General features: G+C 72.6%; 22 protein-coding genes and 1 pseudogene. 10 read left to right on the top strand and 13 right to left on the bottom strand.

Annotation, left to right across the window (positions count from 1 at the left end; all coding sequences use genetic code 11):
• Nucleotide 1: 1 nt before the first annotated feature.
• Nucleotides 2-658 carry an NADPH-dependent F420 reductase gene (locus VFZ92_RS18220; protein WP_414719932.1) on the bottom strand — a complete coding sequence of 219 codons (657 nt, stop codon included), beginning with the start codon at nt 656-658 and terminating at the stop codon, nt 2-4.
• A 165-nt stretch (nt 659-823) separates the two neighbouring features.
• Here VFZ92_RS18220 and VFZ92_RS18215 point away from each other — a divergent pair, with 165 nt between their 5' ends.
• Genes VFZ92_RS18215 through VFZ92_RS18195 form a run of 5 tightly spaced genes read left to right on the top strand, consistent with a single transcriptional unit; the run spans nt 824 to nt 4,350 of the window.
• Complete coding sequence (locus tag VFZ92_RS18215; protein ID WP_330877144.1) at nt 824-1,408, top strand: sigma-70 family RNA polymerase sigma factor; 585 nt, start codon at nt 824-826, stop codon at nt 1,406-1,408.
• A 31-nt stretch (nt 1,409-1,439) separates the two neighbouring features.
• Nucleotides 1,440-1,781 carry a hypothetical protein gene (locus VFZ92_RS18210; RefSeq protein WP_330877143.1) on the top strand — a complete coding sequence of 114 codons (342 nt, stop codon included), beginning with the start codon at nt 1,440-1,442 and terminating at the stop codon, nt 1,779-1,781.
• Nucleotides 1,782-1,814: 33 nt separating this feature from the next.
• Complete coding sequence (locus VFZ92_RS18205; RefSeq protein ID WP_330877142.1) at nt 1,815-2,906, top strand: PLP-dependent aminotransferase family protein; 1,092 nt, start codon at nt 1,815-1,817, stop codon at nt 2,904-2,906.
• Nucleotides 2,906-3,475 carry a cyclodeaminase/cyclohydrolase family protein gene (locus tag VFZ92_RS18200; RefSeq protein WP_330877141.1) on the top strand — a complete coding sequence of 190 codons (570 nt, stop codon included), beginning with the start codon at nt 2,906-2,908 and terminating at the stop codon, nt 3,473-3,475. The genes VFZ92_RS18205 and VFZ92_RS18200 overlap by 1 nt, the downstream gene beginning before the upstream one ends.
• Nucleotides 3,472-4,350 carry a bifunctional 5,10-methylenetetrahydrofolate dehydrogenase/5,10-methenyltetrahydrofolate cyclohydrolase gene (locus VFZ92_RS18195; RefSeq protein WP_330877140.1) on the top strand — a complete coding sequence of 293 codons (879 nt, stop codon included), beginning with the start codon at nt 3,472-3,474 and terminating at the stop codon, nt 4,348-4,350. Before VFZ92_RS18200 ends, VFZ92_RS18195 begins: the two co-directional genes overlap by 4 nt.
• Before the next feature lie 60 nt (nt 4,351-4,410).
• Here the strand turns inward: VFZ92_RS18195 and VFZ92_RS18190 are convergent, their stop codons facing one another.
• Together VFZ92_RS18190 and VFZ92_RS18185 are read right to left on the bottom strand one after the other, a co-directional pair.
• On the bottom strand, nt 4,411-5,244 hold the full coding sequence (locus VFZ92_RS18190) for an aldo/keto reductase (protein WP_330877139.1): 834 nt from the start codon (nt 5,242-5,244) through the stop codon (nt 4,411-4,413).
• A 14-nt stretch (nt 5,245-5,258) separates the two neighbouring features.
• A complete protein-coding gene (locus VFZ92_RS18185) occupies nt 5,259-6,053 on the bottom strand; it encodes an SDR family oxidoreductase (RefSeq protein WP_330877137.1) in 795 nt (264 codons plus the stop codon).
• 122 nt (nt 6,054-6,175) lie between these two features.
• Between VFZ92_RS18185 and VFZ92_RS18180 the strand changes: the two genes are divergently transcribed.
• Both VFZ92_RS18180 and VFZ92_RS18175 read left to right on the top strand, forming a co-directional pair.
• On the top strand, nt 6,176-6,634 hold the full coding sequence (locus VFZ92_RS18180; protein WP_330877136.1) for a MarR family winged helix-turn-helix transcriptional regulator: 459 nt from the start codon (nt 6,176-6,178) through the stop codon (nt 6,632-6,634).
• Nucleotides 6,635-6,679: 45 nt separating this feature from the next.
• Nucleotides 6,680-7,045: pseudogene (locus VFZ92_RS18175) on the top strand (winged helix-turn-helix domain-containing protein); the annotation flags it as partial.
• Between the two features lie 106 nt (nt 7,046-7,151).
• On the opposite strand, the gene VFZ92_RS18170 reads toward VFZ92_RS18175, so the two are convergent.
• A complete protein-coding gene (locus VFZ92_RS18170) occupies nt 7,152-7,505 on the bottom strand; it encodes an STAS domain-containing protein (RefSeq protein ID WP_330877135.1) in 354 nt (117 codons plus the stop codon).
• 227 nt (nt 7,506-7,732) lie between these two features.
• Between VFZ92_RS18170 and VFZ92_RS18165 the strand changes: the two genes are divergently transcribed.
• The gene (locus tag VFZ92_RS18165) at nt 7,733-8,917 is read left to right on the top strand and encodes a zinc-dependent alcohol dehydrogenase (RefSeq protein ID WP_330877134.1); all 1,185 of its coding nucleotides are present in this window, start codon (nt 7,733-7,735) and stop codon (nt 8,915-8,917) included.
• A gap of 15 nt (nt 8,918-8,932) precedes the next feature.
• On the opposite strand, the gene VFZ92_RS18160 is transcribed toward VFZ92_RS18165, so the two are convergent.
• The 5 genes from VFZ92_RS18160 to VFZ92_RS18140 form a co-directional block, all read right to left on the bottom strand.
• Nucleotides 8,933-9,433, bottom strand: a complete 501-nt coding sequence (locus VFZ92_RS18160; RefSeq protein WP_330877133.1) for a DUF6328 family protein — start codon at nt 9,431-9,433, stop codon at nt 8,933-8,935.
• Nucleotides 9,434-9,511: 78 nt separating this feature from the next.
• On the bottom strand, nt 9,512-10,084 hold the full coding sequence (locus VFZ92_RS18155) for a hypothetical protein (protein ID WP_330877132.1): 573 nt from the start codon (nt 10,082-10,084) through the stop codon (nt 9,512-9,514).
• A 9-nt stretch (nt 10,085-10,093) separates the two neighbouring features.
• Nucleotides 10,094-10,831, bottom strand: a complete 738-nt coding sequence (locus tag VFZ92_RS18150; RefSeq protein ID WP_330877131.1) for a metallophosphoesterase family protein — start codon at nt 10,829-10,831, stop codon at nt 10,094-10,096.
• Nucleotides 10,828-11,076 carry a BON domain-containing protein gene (locus VFZ92_RS18145; RefSeq protein ID WP_330877130.1) on the bottom strand — a complete coding sequence of 83 codons (249 nt, stop codon included), beginning with the start codon at nt 11,074-11,076 and terminating at the stop codon, nt 10,828-10,830. The genes VFZ92_RS18150 and VFZ92_RS18145 overlap by 4 nt, the downstream gene beginning before the upstream one ends.
• Complete coding sequence (locus VFZ92_RS18140) at nt 11,073-11,654, bottom strand: nucleotidyltransferase family protein (RefSeq protein WP_330877129.1); 582 nt, start codon at nt 11,652-11,654, stop codon at nt 11,073-11,075. The genes VFZ92_RS18145 and VFZ92_RS18140 overlap by 4 nt, the downstream gene beginning before the upstream one ends.
• 98 nt (nt 11,655-11,752) lie before the next feature.
• On the opposite strand from VFZ92_RS18140, the gene VFZ92_RS18135 reads away from it, so the two are divergent.
• On the top strand, nt 11,753-11,989 hold the full coding sequence (locus tag VFZ92_RS18135; protein ID WP_330877128.1) for a DUF6480 family protein: 237 nt from the start codon (nt 11,753-11,755) through the stop codon (nt 11,987-11,989).
• Here the strand turns inward: VFZ92_RS18135 and VFZ92_RS18130 are convergent.
• The 4 genes from VFZ92_RS18130 to xylA form a co-directional block, all read right to left on the bottom strand.
• Nucleotides 11,986-13,002, bottom strand: coding sequence for an NAD-dependent epimerase/dehydratase family protein (locus tag VFZ92_RS18130; protein WP_330877127.1), 1,017 nt, complete (start codon nt 13,000-13,002; stop codon nt 11,986-11,988). The two genes, VFZ92_RS18135 and VFZ92_RS18130, sit on opposite strands and share 4 nt — an antisense overlap.
• A gap of 57 nt (nt 13,003-13,059) precedes the next feature.
• A complete protein-coding gene (locus tag VFZ92_RS18125) occupies nt 13,060-13,227 on the bottom strand; it encodes a hypothetical protein (protein WP_330877126.1) in 168 nt (55 codons plus the stop codon).
• 107 nt (nt 13,228-13,334) lie between these two features.
• Nucleotides 13,335-14,732: a xylulokinase gene (xylB, locus tag VFZ92_RS18120; protein WP_330877125.1), complete on the bottom strand. Its 1,398-nt coding sequence runs from the start codon at nt 14,730-14,732 to the stop codon at nt 13,335-13,337.
• The gene (gene xylA / locus VFZ92_RS18115; RefSeq protein ID WP_330877124.1) at nt 14,732-15,901 is read right to left on the bottom strand and encodes a xylose isomerase; all 1,170 of its coding nucleotides are present in this window, start codon (nt 15,899-15,901) and stop codon (nt 14,732-14,734) included. The genes xylB and xylA overlap by 1 nt, the downstream gene beginning before the upstream one ends.
• 95 nt (nt 15,902-15,996) lie before the next feature.
• On the opposite strand from xylA, the gene VFZ92_RS18110 reads away from it, so the two are divergent.
• Nucleotides 15,997-17,205 (top strand): ROK family transcriptional regulator, encoded by a 1,209-nt coding sequence (locus VFZ92_RS18110; RefSeq protein WP_330877123.1) that lies wholly within the window; start codon nt 15,997-15,999, stop codon nt 17,203-17,205.
• Nucleotides 17,206-17,271 lie beyond the last annotated feature (66 nt).

Genomic DNA, 17,271 nt, shown 5'->3' with positions numbered 1-17,271 from the left:
ATCAGGCGGTGAACTCCGGCGTTCGGTCGGGGCTCGCCTGGGCGAGCAACTCGGGCAGCTTCTCCGGTGACGCGTCCGCACCGTAGCTGGGCGAGCCGGGCTGCTGCCGCCAGGACTCGTCGATGGAGCCCGCGTCGTGGGCGTGGAAGCCCAGTTCCTCGACGAGCCGGAGCACCGTCGCCTTGGCGGCCGGGTCGTCCCCCGCGACCGGCAGGGCGATGCGGCCCGGCGTGCCCGCGGGCACTCCCTTGTCCCTCAGGTGCAGGGCCTGGATGCCGTTGAAGACCTTGACCACCGGGTGGCCGAGCTGGTTCGCGACCCACCGGCTCTCGGTCACGCCGTTCTCGATCTCCTCGATGCGGCCGTCGCGCTGCGGGTAGTAGTTGCCGGTGTCGATCACGGCGACGCCCTCAGCGGCCTCGTCCAGCAGGCCCTTCGGCAGCGACGGGACCTTCCCCTGCGGGATGGTCACGATCACGACCTCGGCCCCGCGCGCGGCCTCGGTCAACGGCACTGGCGTGGCACCGGTCTCGGCGGCCAGGTCCGCCAGCGTCTCCGGGCCCCGCGAGTTGGCCACCGACACGTCGTGGCCGAGAGCGGTCAGCCTGCGCGTGAGCGCTCCGCCGATGTTGCCCGCTCCGATGATGCCGATCTTCACGTGTGCTCCTCGGTGTGGAATCCGTGGTGTGCGGTTCGCCTTCCGGACGGGTCAACGCGCGTGGCCGCGCGGATCATTCCACCGGGTCCGCAAGACTGCGGCGGCACCTTGCGGCAACCGGTGGAAGATCTTCGGCGGATCCGAGGAGCGGGGGTGGTCCGGACGGTGGCGCACTCATCCGAGCACTGCGACCCCGGTCCCGACCCCGAGGTCGTGCGACGGGCCGTCCGCGGCGACTCCGAGGCGACGCGGCTGCTCCTGGAGTCGGTCCGGCCGGTGGTGGTGCGCTACTGCCGCGCGCGGGTCGGGCGCACCGAGCGCACGTTCGGGTCGGCGGACGACGTGGCGCAGGACATCTGCCTGGCCGTGCTGACCTCGCTGCCCACGTTCCGCGACCAGGGCAGGCCGTTCCTGGCGTTCGTGTTCGGCATCGCCGCGCACAAGGTCGCCGACGCCCACCGCACGTCGGCGAAGAACCGCACCGAGCCGATGTCGGATCTGCCCGACGTGCAGGAGACGGCCGCGGGGCCGGAGGAGCGGGCGGTGCTCGACGATCTGTCCACTCGAATGGGTGGATTGTTGAGGACGCTTCCGGAGCGCCAGCGGGAGATCCTGGTACTGCGAGTGGTCCTCGGCCTGTCCGCGGACGAGGCGGCCGAGGCGATCGGGTCGACCGCCGGTGCCATTCGGGTGGCGCAGCACCGGGCGCTGACGCAGTTGCGCAAGGTCGTGGGCGACTCGGAACACTAGGCCGTGACCAGCGGTTCCCCCGCGTTCACGCGTGGTGAGCGACGAGAACGCGGTGGTGGTGCCGCGCTCCGCGGTCGAGTCCGCGCCGCGCCGGGTGCTGGACGCGGGCGGCGCGCCCGACCCGTGCTTCGGTGACCGACCGGGCGATGGTCGCCTTCACCGCGTCCGCGTCGCCGCTGTTCGGCGCGAGCCCGCCGACCTGGCCGATCGGGAGCCCGGCGGCGGGGTCGCGGCGGCTCGCGTCCACCTCGGCGCGGCGTTCGGCCGCTCCGGCAACGGGCTCACCGCGGAGGGCGGGGCGGGGTTGACCGCCGCGCGCTCGGTGCTGACGAGGTCGGACGACGTCGACCCGGCCCACCAGTGGAGCCTCTGAAGCGGGAAAGTCGGCGGAGGTAGGCTTCGCGCCATGGCTTCCCAGGCAGCGATCGGCTTCACGCGCGGCGCCCCCTCGTTGGACATCATCGACACCGAAGGTCTGGTCGAGGCGACCCAGCTCGCCTTCGCCAACGACGCCGCGGGCACGACCGCGTACGGCACCGCCGTGGGCTACGTGCCGCTGCGGAAGTGGATCGCCGAGCAGCACGGCGTCCCGGTCGAGCAGGTGCTGGTCACCAACGGCTCGATGCAGGCGGACGCGTTCCTGTTCGAGCAGCTCGTCTCCCCCGGTGACGCCGTCATCGTCGAGGCGCCGACCTACGACCGCACCCTCCTCAACCTCCGCCAGCGCGGCGCCGAGGTCCACCCGGTCGCGCTGCACTCCGACGGCATCGACGTCGACGCGGTCGAGGCGCTGCTGGAGAGCGGCGTGCGGCCGAAGCTCGCGCACATCATCCCGAACTTCCAGAACCCGGCCGGGTACACGCTGAGCGCCCCCAAGCGGGCCCGCCTGCTGGAGCTGGCCGCGAAGTACGACTTCGTCCTGTTCGAGGACGACCCGTACTACTCGATCCGCTTCGAGGGCGAGCAGATGCCCACGATGCTGTCGCAGGACAAGGCCGACAAGGTCGTCTACGCGTCCTCGTTCTCCAAGACGGTGTGCCCCGGCATCCGGGTCGGCTACCTCGTCGGACCGGTGTCGGTCATCGAGGGCATCACCAAGCTCGCGACCACGACGTACATCTCGCCGAACATGGTCGCGCAGTCGATCGTGAACCAGTTCTGCCGGTCGGGTCGCCTCGACAAGTCGATCGACACGGTCCGCGCGGCGCTGCGGGAGCGCAAGGACGCGCTGGTCACGGCGCTGGCGCGGGAGCTGCCGACGGCCGAGTACACCGCCCCGCAGGGCGGGTACTTCATGTGGGTGCGGCTGCCCGGCGTGTCCATCGACGCGCTCGCGGTCAAGGCGGCCGAGCACGGCGTCGCGTTCGTCAAGGGCGCGGACTTCCTGCTCGACGGCGGCGACGACTCGGTGCGCCTGGCGTTCTCCGGGCTGTCCGCGAGCGAGATCGACGAGGGCGTCACCCGCCTCGCGGCGGCTGTGCGCTCGCTCGACGCGTGATGCGTGACCAGACCGTAGGCGAGTTCCTGGAGCGGTTGGCGGCGCGGGTGTCCGCGCCGGGTGGCGGGGCGACCGCCGCCCTGCACGCCGCGCAGTCCGCGGCGCTGCTGGGCATGGTCGCCCGCTACAGCGACGGGCCGAAGCACGCGGAGCACGCCGAGACCATCGGCGCGGTGCTGTCCGAAGTGGACGTCCTGCGGGTCGAGGCGCTCCAGCTGGCGGACGACGACGCGCGGGCGTTCACCGCCGTGACCGACGCCTACCGGCTGCCGAAGGGTCCGGAGCGGTCCGCCGCCATCGCGGAAGCGCTTGCGGGGGCGGCGGTCCCGCCCACGCGGACCATCGCCGTCGCCGAGCGGCTGGTCGCGCTGGCCGAGGTGCTGCTGCCGGTGGGCAACCGCAACGTGATCACCGACGTGGCCGCGGCGGCGGACGCCGCCCGTGCCGCGGCGACCACGGCGCGGGTCAACGTGGAGATCAACGGCGCCGCCGTGGTGTCCGATGTAGACGCACTGGTCGCACGGGCCGACCAGGTGACCGCAAGCGTTCGCGAGGAGATCCGCAAGTGATCACGCTGTCCGGCAAGGAGTTCGCCGCGACGATCCGCGAGGACGTGACCGAGCGGGCGGCCAAGCTGGCCGCCGACGGCACTCCCCCACGACTGGCCGTGGTGACGGCGACCGACGACGAGGCCAGCGCCTGGTACGTCCGGTCGATCGCGAAGGCCGCCGCCAAGGTCGGCATCACCTGCGACGTCGTCGACCTCGGGTCCACCGCCACCGGACCCGACGTCGCCGAGGCGCTGACCGCCCTGAGCGTGGACGGCGCCGTGCACGGCGTCATCCTCCAGACACCGCTGCCCGCCGGGCTGTCGGTCGCGGACCTCGCGGGCACCATCGCCGTCCGCAAGGACGTGGACGGCTCGAACCCGACGTCGCTCGGCAGGCTCGCCGCGGGCCTGCCCGCGTTCGCGCCCGCCACCGCGGCGGCCGTGGTCGCGCTGCTCGACCACCACGAGGTGCCCCTCGACGGCAAGCACGTCGTCGTGGTCGGCCGGTCGGTCGTCGTCGGCAAGCCGGTCGCGCACCTGCTGCTCGACCGGAACGCCACCGTGACGGTGTGCCACTCGCGGACCGCCGACCTGGCCGCGGTCACCACCACGGCCGACGTCGTGGTCGCGGCCGTCGGCAAGCCGGGCCTGATCAAGGCCGAGCACGTCGCCGAGGGCGCGGTCGTGGTCGACGTGGGCACGAACGCCACCGCCGACGGCGGACTGGTCGGGGACGTGGACCCGGCCGTGGCCGAGAAGGCCGGGTCGCTCACGCCCGTGCCCGGCGGTGTCGGCCCGGTGACCACGGCCCTGCTGCTGCGGCACACCGTCGAGGCCGCCGAGACCGTCCAGGCGGTGCCCGGCAGGCGTCGGCAGCCGAGCTGGCGCCGGTAGTCAGGACCGGTGCGGAAGGGCCCTCGGCGACCGGCCGGGGGCCCTTCCGCGTTCTCCGGCTCAGGCCTCGTTGTTGGTGTCGGGGTCGGGCCCGACGCGGCTGTCGGCGTTGAGCGCGGACAGGGCGTCGACGTCGGCGGCGTCCAGGGTGAAGTCGAGGACGTCGATGTTCTCCGCGATGCGCGACGGGGTCACCGACTTGGGGATGACCACGTTGCCGAGCTGGAGGTGCCAGCGCAGCACGACCTGGGCGGGCGAGCGGTCGTACTTGGCCGCGACGGCGCCGATGGCCGGGTCGTCCAGCAGGCCCTTGCCCTGGCCGAGCGGGGACCACGCCTCGGTGACGATGCCGTGCTGGGCGTGGAAGGCCCGCAGCGGCTCCTGCGTCAGGCGCGGGTGCAGCTCGACCTGGTTCACGGCGGGCACGAGACCGGTGGCGTCGACGATCTCCGCCAGGTGGTTCGGCTGGAAGTTCGACACGCCCGCCGCGCGGACGCGGCCGTCGGCCGCCAGCTTCGCGAACGCCTTCCACGTCTCGGTGTACAGGCCGCGGGCCGGGGTGGGCCAGTGGATCAGGTACAGGTCGAGGTAGTCGAGCTTCAGCCTGGACAGGCTCTCGTCGAACGCGCGCAGCGTGGAGTCGTAGCCCTGCGCGGAGTTCCACAGCTTGGTGGTGATGAACAGGTCCTCGCGCGGGACGCCCGCCTCGGCAATGGCCCGGCCGACGCCCTCCTCGTTGCCGTAGACGGTGGCGGTGTCGATGCTGCGGTAGCCGGCCCGGAGCGCTTCCGCCACGGCGGCGGTGGTCTCGGCGTTCGGCACCTGGAAGACGCCGAAGCCGATCTGCGGCATGGTGACGCCGTTGTTCAGGGTGACGGTGGGTACCGAGGTCATGGGGTCGGGTCCTTTCACGGGATGAGGGTGTTGGCGATGCCGCCGTCGGCGCGCAGCGCGGCGCCGGTCGTGGCGGAGGACAGGTCGGAGGCGACGTAGGTGATGAGGTTGCCGATCTCCTCGGGGCGGATCAGGCGCTTGAGCAGCGAGGTGGGGCGCTCGACCTCCATGAACCGGCGCTCGGCCTCCTCGAACGGGACGTCGGCGCCGACGCGGTCGGCGATGAACTCGCGCACGCCCTCGGTCAGGGTCGAACCGGGGAGCACGGTGTTCACCGTGACGCCGGTACCGGCCAGTTCCTGGGCCATGCCGCGGGAGACCGCGATCTGCGCGGTCTTGGTCATGCCGTAGTGGACCATCTCGGTCGGGATCTGGATCGCCGACTCGCTGCTGACGAAGATCACCCGGCCCCAGCCGCGCTTGGCCATGCCCGGCGCGTAGTGCCTGGCCAGCCGCACGCCGGACAGGACGTTGACCTCGAAGTAGCGGGTCCACTCCTCGTCCGGGATCTCGAACACGGGCTTGGCGCCGAAGATGCCGAGGTTGTTGACCAGCACGTCCACGTCGTGGAGCCCGGCGACGAGGTCGGCCGCGCCCTCGGCGGTCGCGAGGTCGAGGGCGACGCCCGTGGTGGTCGTGGAGCCGGTCTCCTCGCGGAGCTTGTCGACGGCGTCGTCGACCCGCTGCTGGTCGCGGCCGTTGACGACCACCGCGGCGCCCGCGAGAGCGAGGGACTTGGCCGTCGCGTAGCCGATACCGGCCGTGGAGCCGGTGACCAGCGCGGTGCGGCCGGTGAGGTCGATGTTCACGGTGCCCTTTCTTGTCAGCGGTAAGCTGTAGTCAGCGTGCGCAATACTTGCAGACGCCGATTGTTGCACACGCTTGATACTGCCCCTGGTCCGTCCGGGGCGCAACCGGGGAGAGGTGAACCGTGTCACTGGCAGAGGACGCCACCGAGGCCCGCGCTCAGGGCTGGCGGACGCTCGCCGCACTGCACGCGCGCATCGAGGACAGGCTCGAACGCGCGCTGCAACGCGGGCACCAGCTCTCCGTCAGCGAGTACACCGTGCTGGACGTCCTCGCGCGACAGGACGACTTCCACCTGCGGATGTCGCAGGTCTCCCAGGCCGTGGTGCTGAGCCAGTCCGCGACCACGCGGCTCGTCACCCGGTTGGAGGACCGCGGTCTGCTCTCGCGGTACCTGTGCCCCACCGACCGGCGCGGCATCTACACCGAGCTGACCGAGGCGGGCGTCGCGCTGCTCGACGCCGCGCGGCCGACGCACGACACCGCCCTCGGCGAGGCGCTGGCGGACGCCGGGCAGCTCCCGGAGCTGTCACCGCTCGTGTCCGCTCTGGCGAAGCTCAGCCCGTCAAGCACGTCCAGCTAGTGGAAGGCGTTGACGCGCCGTGACGAAGAGGGCCGGATCACCCGTGTGGGAGATCCGGGCCAACCCGACGCCGCCGAGGTCACGTTCGTGATCCGCGTCACGGCCGCGCGGGCCTCCGCGGTGGCCCAGCGGGTGGCCGACGCGCTCGGGACCGCGTTCGGGCAGGCTGCCGTGGACGTCGAGGTGCCGTCGCACCGGAGCACCGGCCCGGCGCTGCGCGTCCTCCTGGACTCCCGGCGGGTGCTCCACCGGGGTGTTCCGGTGCGGTCGACCCGGCTGGAGTTCGACCTGCCGCTGCACCTGTGCGGGCAGCCGCGGCGGGTGCACCGCAGGACGGCGCTGATGGACCAGGTGCGGGGCGCGTCCACCGCGGTCGGCACCAGGACCGTGGACGTGCACGTGCGCCGGATCCGGCGCACGCTCGGCGACGCGTCGGCCGTCATCGGCACGGTGCGCGGTGTCGGCTACCGGGTCGGCCAGGAGCACCGGGTGCGGGTCGAGCCGGGGGTGTGGGGACCTACTCGGCGTGGGCCAGCGCGGCCGTCCGCGAGTCGAACACCGCGAACTCGTCCCGCACACCGACCTGGTCGAGCACCTGGTCGACCTCGGCCGAGCAGACGAGGCGGAAATCGATCCGGAACGCCCGCGCCCGACGCGCGGTCTCCAGCAGGGCGGCCACCCCGACCGGGCCGAGGACGCCGACGCCGGACAGGTCCAGGATGAGCGGACCCGAGCCCGGCGCGACGCTGTCGATGCTCCAGCGGAGCCTGCGCACGGACCCAGGGTCGAGATCACCTCGCGCGGCGATGACGTTCGCTCCCGCCAACCGCCACCGTTCCACCGTCAGCACGCCTCGCACGTCCGTGGGCACCGGATGCTCCTCGAGTCGACGACCCGGTCCCCGACCTGGATCGGATCTCCTCCCCCAAGGTAGCCCAGATTCCAAGCACAGCAAGCCTTTCACCTGATCGAGGCAACCGGCTCCTGCTCTTCGCGAGCTACCGCACCGGGTCCGGACGACGTGGCCGCCGGAGGTTTGCCACCGCCGCTCGCGGGAACGCTGCGGGAGACCTCAAGGCTCCTCGGGAGGACGACGACATGAAGGCAGTCACCTGGCACGGCAGGCGCGACGTGCGCGTGGACACCGTGCCCGATCCGGTCCTGAAGGATCCGACCGACGTGGTCGTGCGGATCACCTCCAGCGGCATCTGCGGCTCGGACCTGCACCTGTACGAGGTGTTGGGCCCCTTCCTGACCGAGGGCGACATCCTCGGGCACGAGCCCATGGGGGTGGTCGAGGAGGTCGGCGCGGAGGTCACGGCGCTGAGCGCGGGCGACCGGGTGGTCGTGCCGTTCAACGTCTCGTGCGGCACCTGCTTCATGTGCGGACAGGGCCTGCACTCGCAGTGCGAGACCACGCAGGTCCGCGAGCAGGGCATGGGCGCGACGCTGTTCGGCTACACCAAGCTCTACGGCTCGATGCCCGGCGGGCAGGCGGAGTTCCTGCGGGTGCCGTTCGGGAACACGCTGCCGATCAAGGTGCCGCACGGGCCGCCGGACGACCGGTTCGTCTACCTGTCCGACGTGCTGCCCACCGCGTGGCAGGCCGTCGAGTACGCGGGGGTCACCGAGGGCGGCACCGTCGCCGTGCTCGGGCTCGGGCCCATCGGCGACATGGCGTGCCGGATCGCCCAGCACCGCGGTGCCGCCAAGGTCATCGGTGTCGACCTGGTGCCGGAGCGGCTCGCCCGCGCCAAGGCCCGCGGCGTCGAGGTGTTCGACCTCAGCAGGCACGGGAGCAAGCTCGCCGACCACATCCGCGACGTCACCGGCGGACGCGGTCCGGACTGCGTGATCGACGCCGTCGGCATGGAGGCGCACGGCGCCCCGGTGGCGAAGCTGACCCAGCACGTCACGGGTCTGCTGCCGGACGCGTTCGCCGAGAAGCTGATGCGGACCGCGGGCGTCGACCGGATGGGCGCGCTGCACCTGGCCATCGACGTGGTCCGGCGCGGCGGCACGATCTCGCTCGCCGGTGTCTACGGTGGCATGGCCGACCCGCTGCCGATGCTGACGATGTTCGACAAGCAGATCCAGCTGAGGATGGGCCAGGCCAACGTGAGGCGCTGGGTGGACGACATCCTGCCGCTGCTCACCGACGACGACCCGCTGGGCACCGAGGACTTCGCGACGCACAGGGTGCCGCTGTCCGAGGCGCCGCACGCCTACGAGATCTTCCAGAAGAAGCAGGACAACGCGATCAAGATCCTGCTCCAGCCGTGACCGGGGCGTCCCCGCTCAGACGGTGAGCGGGGACTCCGGGTGGCCGGGGGCGTCGAGGTCGTCGCGGTGGCGTTCGCGCCACGGCAGGAGGAACCACAGCGTGGCGAACCCGAGGCCCGCCACCACGCCGAAGACGATCGCGATCCAGCCGCCGACGATGACCTCACCGAGCAGCAGCACGGTGGCGGTCATCGCGGCGGCCAGGGTCCCGAGGCCGATCATGGTGAAGCGGTGGGTGATCTCGATGACGTCCTCGCGCCTGCCGCGGCGGAACAGCGCGCGGTGCCAGGCGGCGGGAGCGGTGAGCAGGGCGACCGACGTGGCGGCGAAGAGGATCGCGACCAGGTGGGTGATCCGGATGTACTGGTCCACCTCGCGGTAGCGGTCGGTGAACACGATCGACAGCAGGAAGCCGAAGAGGATCTGCACCCCCGCCTGGACGACGCGCAACTCCTGGAGCAGTTCGTTGAGGTTGCGCCTCAACCGTTCCTGGTCGGATTCCTCGGCCTCGCTCATACCCGTCTTCTTACCCGTGGACCAACCGGACAAACGGTCCGAACAGCCTAATTCCACGGCGCGCGGCCAGAGCGGGTGTCAGGCCCGGCGCACCCGGTCCAGCAGGTTCACGACCGACTCGCGCAGGGCGGTGGCGGCGTCGCCGAGCAACGACGACATGGCGGGCGTCCGGGGAGCGGTGTGCTCGCCGTCGTCCAGTTCCAGCAGCACCCGCACGACCTCCACGACCACGTCGGGGTGGCCGAGCGGCAGCGGGCGCCGGACGATGACGCGGACGTCGGCGGCCTGGCCGGTCGTGCGGTCCGGCCCCTCCTCGGGGTCCACGAGCAGCACCGACCGCACGAGGTCGCGGTGGCGGTCGGCCAGGTACAGCGCGCTGGCCGCGGCGGGGCCGCTGGTCAGCACGTGCACGGGGACGCCGCGCCCCTCGAACTCCTCCAGCACGTCGGACACCTCGCGCCACGGCCCGTCCGCCGCGGGCAGCCTGCACCACAACACCTGGAGGTGCTCGCTCAGGGGCAGCCACGTGGCGGGCAGGTCGCCGTGCCTGCCCACTCCGGCGGGGTCGAGCACGACGACGGCGGGCGCGTCCCTGGGGCCTGCCCACATGGCGGAGGGACCCGCCGATCGGGTCACGTCGGCATCGCTCATGACCTCTTGTTACCCAGCCACGGCCGACCTAACCATCGGTTCGACGCTGTACACGGTGTAGGCGGCGCGGATGATGGGCTGGGCCACGTTGCGGACGCGCACCCCGCCCGGCGTCATGCCGTGCTCGGTGCCGAAGTGCGCGTGGCCGTGGATCGCCAGGTCGGTCCCGGTGGCGTCGATCGCCTCGGCCAGCAGGTACGACCCGAGGAACGGGTAGATCTCCGGTGGCTCGCCGCGCAGGGTGTCCGGCACCGGCGAGTAGTGGGTGAGCGCGACCTTGACGTCCGCATCGATCGAGTGCAGCGCCGCCCGCAGGGTGTCCGCGATCCCGATCGTGTGGCCGACGAACGCCTTCATCTCGCGCTCGCCGAAGTTGCTGCCGCACTTGCCCGCGAAACCGCCGCCGAAGCCCTTCACGCCCGCCACGCCGATCCGCTCGTCACCGACGCGGAACACCACCGCGTCGCCTTCGAGGACGTGCAACCCGCTGTCGGTCAACACCTTCGCCACCTCGACGGGCTTGTCGTCGTGGTGGTCGTGGTTGCCGAGCACGGCGACGACGGGCACCGGCAGGTCGGCGAACTCCTCCGCGACGACCCGCGCCTCGTCGAGCGTGCCGTGCCGGGTGAGGTCACCGGCCAGCAGCAGCACGTCGGCGTGCTCCCCCACCTTCTCCAGCGCGGGGCGCATCCGGCCTCGGGCATCGGCTCCCAGGTGCACGTCGCCGACCGCGGCGATCCGGATCATCGCAGCTCCTCGCTTCCCTCGGGTTCGGCGACGCTGACGACGCGGACGTCGTCCACCACCTGGAGATCCGGCGCGATCTCGTGCACGACGGCTTCGAGCCCGGCGCGGCGCTCCTCGCACGCCACGTCGCCGGACAGCAGCACGTGGTCGCCGCGCACGGTCACCCGCACGCCGAGTTCGGTCGTCCTCGGGTCTTCGGCGATGGCGCGCCGCAGCCGAGCGGACAGGTAGGGCTCTGAGGTCATGACGCACTCCTCCGGACGCTGGTGAGCTGGGGAGCCACCAGGTCGAGTCGTTCGACCAGGACGAGGAAGGCCTCGGCGTAGGGCGAGTCCGCCGTGGACTCGCGCACCTTCCGCCAGTCGATCTGCTCCCGCAGCGCTCGCGCGAACGGCAGCAGCTCGCTGAAGTCGCAGCGGTGACCGTCCAGCACGAGCAGCTTGCTGATCATCACCTCGGTCGCGGGCATCACGGGCAGCGAGACGGAGCTGACGGCCAGCTCCTCGGCGTGGTCGAGCATGTCGTCGGTCACGGGGATCTCGTTGGGACGGTGCAGCAGGTCCACCAGCGAATCGCCGTCGTAGACCTTCAGCAGCCAGTTCTCCGGCGCGTCCGCGGCCCGGCAGCCCGCCGCCACTAGGGCGGACCTGGCCTTGGCCGCGTCCTCCTCCTTCACCAGGAGGTCGACGTCGTGCTCGGTGGCGGGACCGCCGCGCGCGTACACGGCGCACCCGCCGGTCAACGCGAAGCGGATGTCGGCGGCGCGCAACGCGTTCGCCACCTTCACAAGGGTGCGCAGCAGTTCGTCCTGGACTCCGCTCATGGTCCTGTTTACCCGAGCCCCCCGATCGGCTAAACCGGCGAAGTGCCCGTTCGGTCCGGTTCCGGTTCCGGTTGGGCCGAACGGGGTACCCCGCTCCCATGACAGCGACCCCACCGGACCCGGACCCGTACCGCACACCAGACCTGGAACGCGGAGGTGGCGTCCGGCCCGGCGACACGCCCCCCGACTCGGCGCAGACACCCGCGGGGCCGAAGGACCCGCCCATCCCGTCCCGCGCCATCGGGCCGGTGGTGCTGGTGATCATCGCGGTGATGACCCTGATGGTCATGGGCTTCGTGGTCGCCCAGGTGATGAACTGGTCGACCCTGTTCTAACCGGGGTGGAGCGGCGGGCTCCGCCGCACGCCGTCCCGCCGCGCCATGCCCTCGACGAGCTGCCGGACGACCTCGCGGGCGTCGGAGGCGGGTGTCCACCCCAGTTCGGCACGGGCGCGCTCGGCGGACAGGATCGGCGCGCCCAGCGCCAGGTCGATCCAGCCGGGTGACGTGGGCTGGGCGTGCAGCCTCCACGTCGCGGCGGCCACGGCCCGCAGGGCGGTCTCGGGCACCGGCACGTGCCTGGCCCCCACCAGGGCCGCGAGGTCGCGCGGTCCGATCACCGGCTCCGAGGCGATGTTCACCGCTCCCGGCAGCCGGGTGTCCAGCACGCGCGCCACGGCGTCGGCGACGTCGTCGGCGTGGGTGAACTGGAGCACCAGCCCGCGCGGCAGCGGCAGCACCGGCAGCCCGCGCGCCGCCGCCAGGCGCAGCAGGGCGGTCGGCACCAGGGGCCCGAGGAAGTACCGCTTGACCTCGCTGGCGGCGTCGGGCTGGAGGATCAGGCTCGGGCGCGGCCGGGAGACGACCAGGTCGGGGTGGTCCCGCTCGACGCCGTCGAGCAGCCGCTCCACGGCCGACTTCTGCCTGCTGTAGCAGGAGGACGGGATGCCGCCGACGGGCCACAGCTCGTCGACCCGGCGGTCCTTGTCCGCCCTCGTGTACGCGCCGACGGACGACATGTGCACGAGGTGCCGCACACCGGCCCTCACCGCGGCGGCGAACACCCGTTCGCTGCCCAGCACGTTGACGCGGTGGGTGGTCGCCTCGTCGCGGCTCGGCTGGATCAGCCAGGCCAGGTGGACCACAGCGTCCGCGCCGCGCACCGCCTCGGCCAGCGGTTCCTCGGCACCGGGCACCCCGATGTCGATCCGCTTCCACTCCGCCCGGTCGTAGGGCGGCCCCGCGGCGGGCAGCCGCCGCGCGACCGCCACGACCTCGACGCCGGGGTCGAGCCTCCGCAGCAGCGCGGTGCCGACGTTGCCGGTCGCCCCGGTGACGACGACCCTCATGCGGGTACCGGATCCGCGGGTGACCGGTCGCCCAGCCCGTCGCGCACCCGGTCCCCCTCAGTCCACACTGCGCACGATGACCGGCTCCAGGCCGTCATCGGGATCGCCGACCCAGCACACCCACTCGTCGGGGTGTCTGCTGATCGGGATCATCGGTGCCCACATGCCGTACCCGCCGAAGCGCGCCTCGTCCGTCGGCGCCGGGCTCGTTCGCTTGGTTTCCACGGTTCCCCATCTCCACTCGTCCGCTCACGCGGAACGCCCCCGCACCGACGGGAGGTCGGGGCGGGGGCGTTCCGGTGCGGCGGTTCATGTCGAGGGGGTACCCACCGTCAACCGCGCGACACCGTCAATTCCCTGGCAGCCGCGTACGCGGCCCGGACGCCGGGCGTGGCGGGGGCCTCGAAGCCGGTGGTGCGCAGCGACTCCCCCCAGTGCGGAGGGGCCGGCTCCCCGCTGACCGCCCACGCGGCCTGCCGGGCCGCTCCGTCGGCCACGTACTCGCCGGGCTCGGGCACGAGCACCGGGCAGCCGAACACGGCGGGCGCGGTCTCCCGCACCGCGGGTGACTGGGCGCCGCCGCCGATCAGCAGCACCCTGCTCATCGGCGTGCCCACCGCGGTGAGCGCGTCGACGGCGTCGGCCAGGCTGCACAGCATCCCCTCCACGGCCGCCCGCGCGAAGTGCGCGGGGGTGGCCGTGTCCAACCGGAGCCCGTGCAGCGCCCCGGTCGAGTCGGGCTTGTTCGGCGTCCGCTCCCCTTCGAGGTAGGGCACCAGGACCAGCCCGTCGGCCGACGGCACCGACAGCGCCAGCCCGGACAGCTCGGCGAGGTCGACACCGAGCACCCGCGCCGTGGCGTCCAGGACCCTGGAGGCGTTCAGCGTGCACACCAGCGGCAGGAACGTCCCCTCCGCGTCGGCGAACCCGTTGACCAGACCGGACACGTCCGCCGACGGGTGCGGTGACCGGGCGAAGGCCGTGCCGGACGTGCCGATGGAGACGATGACGTCACCCGGCCCGACCTGCACGCCCAGCGCGGCGCCCGCGTTGTCGCCCGCACCCACCCCGAGCACGGCGCCCGCCGCCGTGGTCCCGGCGTGGTCGGCGGGACCGAGCACGCGGGGCAGCAGCGGGCGGTGGCCCAGGGCGAGGTCGAGCAGGTCGAGCCGGTACTCCCCGGTGGACGGCGACCAGTAGCCGGTGCCGCTGGCGTCGCTCCGGTCGGTGACCAGCGCGTCCAGGCCGGGAGCGCCCGCGAGCCGCCACGTCAGCCAGTCGTGCGGCAGGCACACCGCGGCCACGCGGGCCGCGTTCTCCGGCTCGTGCTCGGCCAGCCAGCGCAGCTTCGTCACGGTGAGCGCCGCGACCGGCACGCTGCCGACCGCCTGCGCCCACTTCTCCGGCCCGCCCAGCTCCTCGGTCAGCGCCGCCGCGGCGGCGGCCGACCGGGTGTCGTTCCACAGCAGTGCCGGACGGACCACGTTCCCGTCGGCGTCCAGGCACACCATGCCGTGCTGCTGGGCGGCCACCGACACACCCGCGACGTCGTCCAGACCGCCCGCGGCGTCGACGGCCCGCCCCAGCGCGGCCCACCAGGCCGCCGGGTCGACCTCGGTGCCCGAGGGGTGTGAAGCCCTGCCCTCGCGGACGAGGGCACCCGTCTCGGCGTCGCGGACGACGACCTTGCAGGACTGGGTGGACGAGTCGATCCCGGCGACCAGCACCATCAGCGAGCTCCCAGGAGGTGTTCGAGCGCCAACTGCGACAGGTGGACGAAACCGTAGCCCTGCGCACCGGCCGCGTCCACGTCGTAGTCCTCGAACGCGGACCGGTCGGCCAGGAACGCCTCGGTCGTCTCCCCGGCGGCGAGGGTCGACTCGCCCAGCTCGGCGACCTTCGCGGCGGCCAGCGCCTCCTGCACCTCGGGGTCGGCGCGGAAGGCCGCGGCGCGCTCCTTGAGCAGCAGGTAGGTGCGCATGTTCGCGGCGGCGCTGGACCACACGCCGTCGGAGTCCTCGGTGCGCAGCGGCTTGTAGTCGAAGTGCCGGGGGCCGTCGTAGCCGCCGTTCTCCAGCAGGTCGACGAGGAAGAACGCGGACAGCACGTCGCCGTGGCCGAAGATCAGGTCCTGGTCGAAGCGCGGACCGCGCTGGCCGTTGAGGTCGATGTGGAACAGCTTCTTCTGCCACAGCGCCTGCGAGATGCCGTGGACGAAGTTCAGGCCCGCCATCTGCTCGTGGCCGACCTCGGGGTTCACGCCGACCAGCTCGTGGTGCTCCAGCGTGGAGATGAACGCCAGCGCGTGGCCGATCGTGGGCAGCAGGATGTCGCCGCGGGGCTCGTTCGGCTTGGGCTCCAGCGCGAAGCGGATGCCGTAGCCCTTGTCGATCGAGTACTGCGCGAGGGTGTCGAGCGCCTCGCGGTACCGGTCGAGCGCGAACCGGACGTCCTTCGCGGCGTCGGTCTCGGAGCCCTCGCGGCCGCCCCAGAGGACGAACGTCTTCGCGCCCAGCTCGGCGGCCAGGTCGAGGTTGCGCAGCACCTTGCGCAGCGCGTACCGGCGCACGCCGCGGTCGTTGCTGGTGAAGCCGCCGTCCTTGAACACCGGGTGGGTGAACAGGTTCGTGGTCACCATCGGCACGGTCAGGCCGGTCTCGTCGAGCGCGTCCTTGAACAACGAGATCCGCTTGTCGCGCTCGCCGCTCTCGGTGCCGAACGCGATGAGGTCGTCGTCGTGGAAGGTGATGCCCCACGCGCCCAGCTCGGACAGCTTGTGCACCGCGTGCACCGGGTCGAGCGCCGGGCGGGTCGCCTCGCCGAACGGGTCCTGTGCTCGCCAGCCGACCGTCCACAGCCCGAAGCTGAACCGGTCCTCGCGAGTGGGCTTCGTTGCCACGGGTCCTCCTCCTATAAGTTTGATGCCTAAACTTATAGCGCGTTCGTCGGCAGGTCAACGCCTTCACCCGGTGGTGGAACGGCTACCATCCCCCGGTGTCCTCACCGCAGCCGGCCGGACAGCACACCGTTCGCAGGCACAACAGCGCCCTGGTCCTCAACGCCATCGCGGATCCGTCCGGCCACTCGCGCGCCGAGATCGCCGCGCGGACGGGCCTCACGAAGGCCACCGTCTCCAGCCTGGTGGACCGGATGATCGGCGCGAACCTCGTCGTGGAGGGCGCGGCGGCCGTCCGCCCCGGCCCCGGCAGGCGGGGCACCGCCCTCTACCTCGCGCCCGACGGCCCGCACGGCCTCGGCGTGGAGATCGGCGTCGACTACCTCGCCACGTGCCTGATCGACCTGACCGGCGAGGTCCGCGCGCGCTGGCTCCACTCGGCGGACAACCGCACCCCCTCCCCCGCCCGCGTGCTGTCCCGCGTCGCCAAGGCGGTCAGGACCGCGCTGGCCGAGGCCGAGCGGATGGGCGTGCGGGTCGGCGGCATGGGCGTCGCCGTGCCCGGTCTGGTCGAGTCCGCCACCGGCATCCTGCGGGTCGCGCCGAACCTGGGCTGGCGGGAGGTCGACGTGCGCGGCGAGCTGAGCAGGCGGGCCGGGCTCGACGAGATCCCGGTGATCGTCGGCAACGAGGCGAACTTCGCCGCGCTCGCCGAGCTGTGGCAGGGCACGGGACCGCGCGACTTCGTGCACGTGTCCGGCGAGATCGGCATCGGCGCGGGCATCGTGGTCGACGGCGGCCTGTTCGAGGGCGTGTTCGGGTTCGGCGGGGAGATCGGCCACATCATGGTCGACCCGCGCGGCCCCGCGTGCCCGTGCGGCTCGCGAGGCTGCCTGGAGCGCGTGGCAGGCCAGGAGGAGATCCTGCGCCAGGCGGGCGTGCTCGACGACCGCGAGCCGGAGGAGCTGGTCACCGACCTGCTGGAGCGCCTCGCGAACCGCGACCGGAAGGCTCTGGCCGCCACCCGGTCCGCGGCGAAGTCGCTCGGCGTCGCGCTGTCCGGCGTGGTCAACCTGCTGGACCTGCCGACCGTGGTGCTGGGCGGCACGTACGCCCGCCTCGCGCCGTGGCTGTGCGATCCGCTGCGGGCGGAGCTGACGCAGCGGGTGGTCAGCTCGGAGTGGTCGCCGATCGAGGTGATCGCGTCCACGCTGGGCTCGGAGGCCGCGGTGCACGGGGCGGCGGGCTCGGCCGTCCGCGCGATCCTGGCCGACCCCGATCCCTACGTCACCGCCGTGCTGGCGTAGGACCGGCTCAGCCGGGGTCGAGCTGGGCGCGCACGCGGCGGACGCGTTCTGCGCGGCGCTGCGGCA

The organism is Umezawaea sp. (assembly GCF_036375055.1).
In the GTDB taxonomy this organism is placed as follows: Bacteria; Actinomycetota; Actinomycetes; order Mycobacteriales; family Pseudonocardiaceae; genus Umezawaea.
Note: the sequence above shows the minus strand (reverse complement) of the source record. Positions and strands in the feature narration are given on the sequence as shown.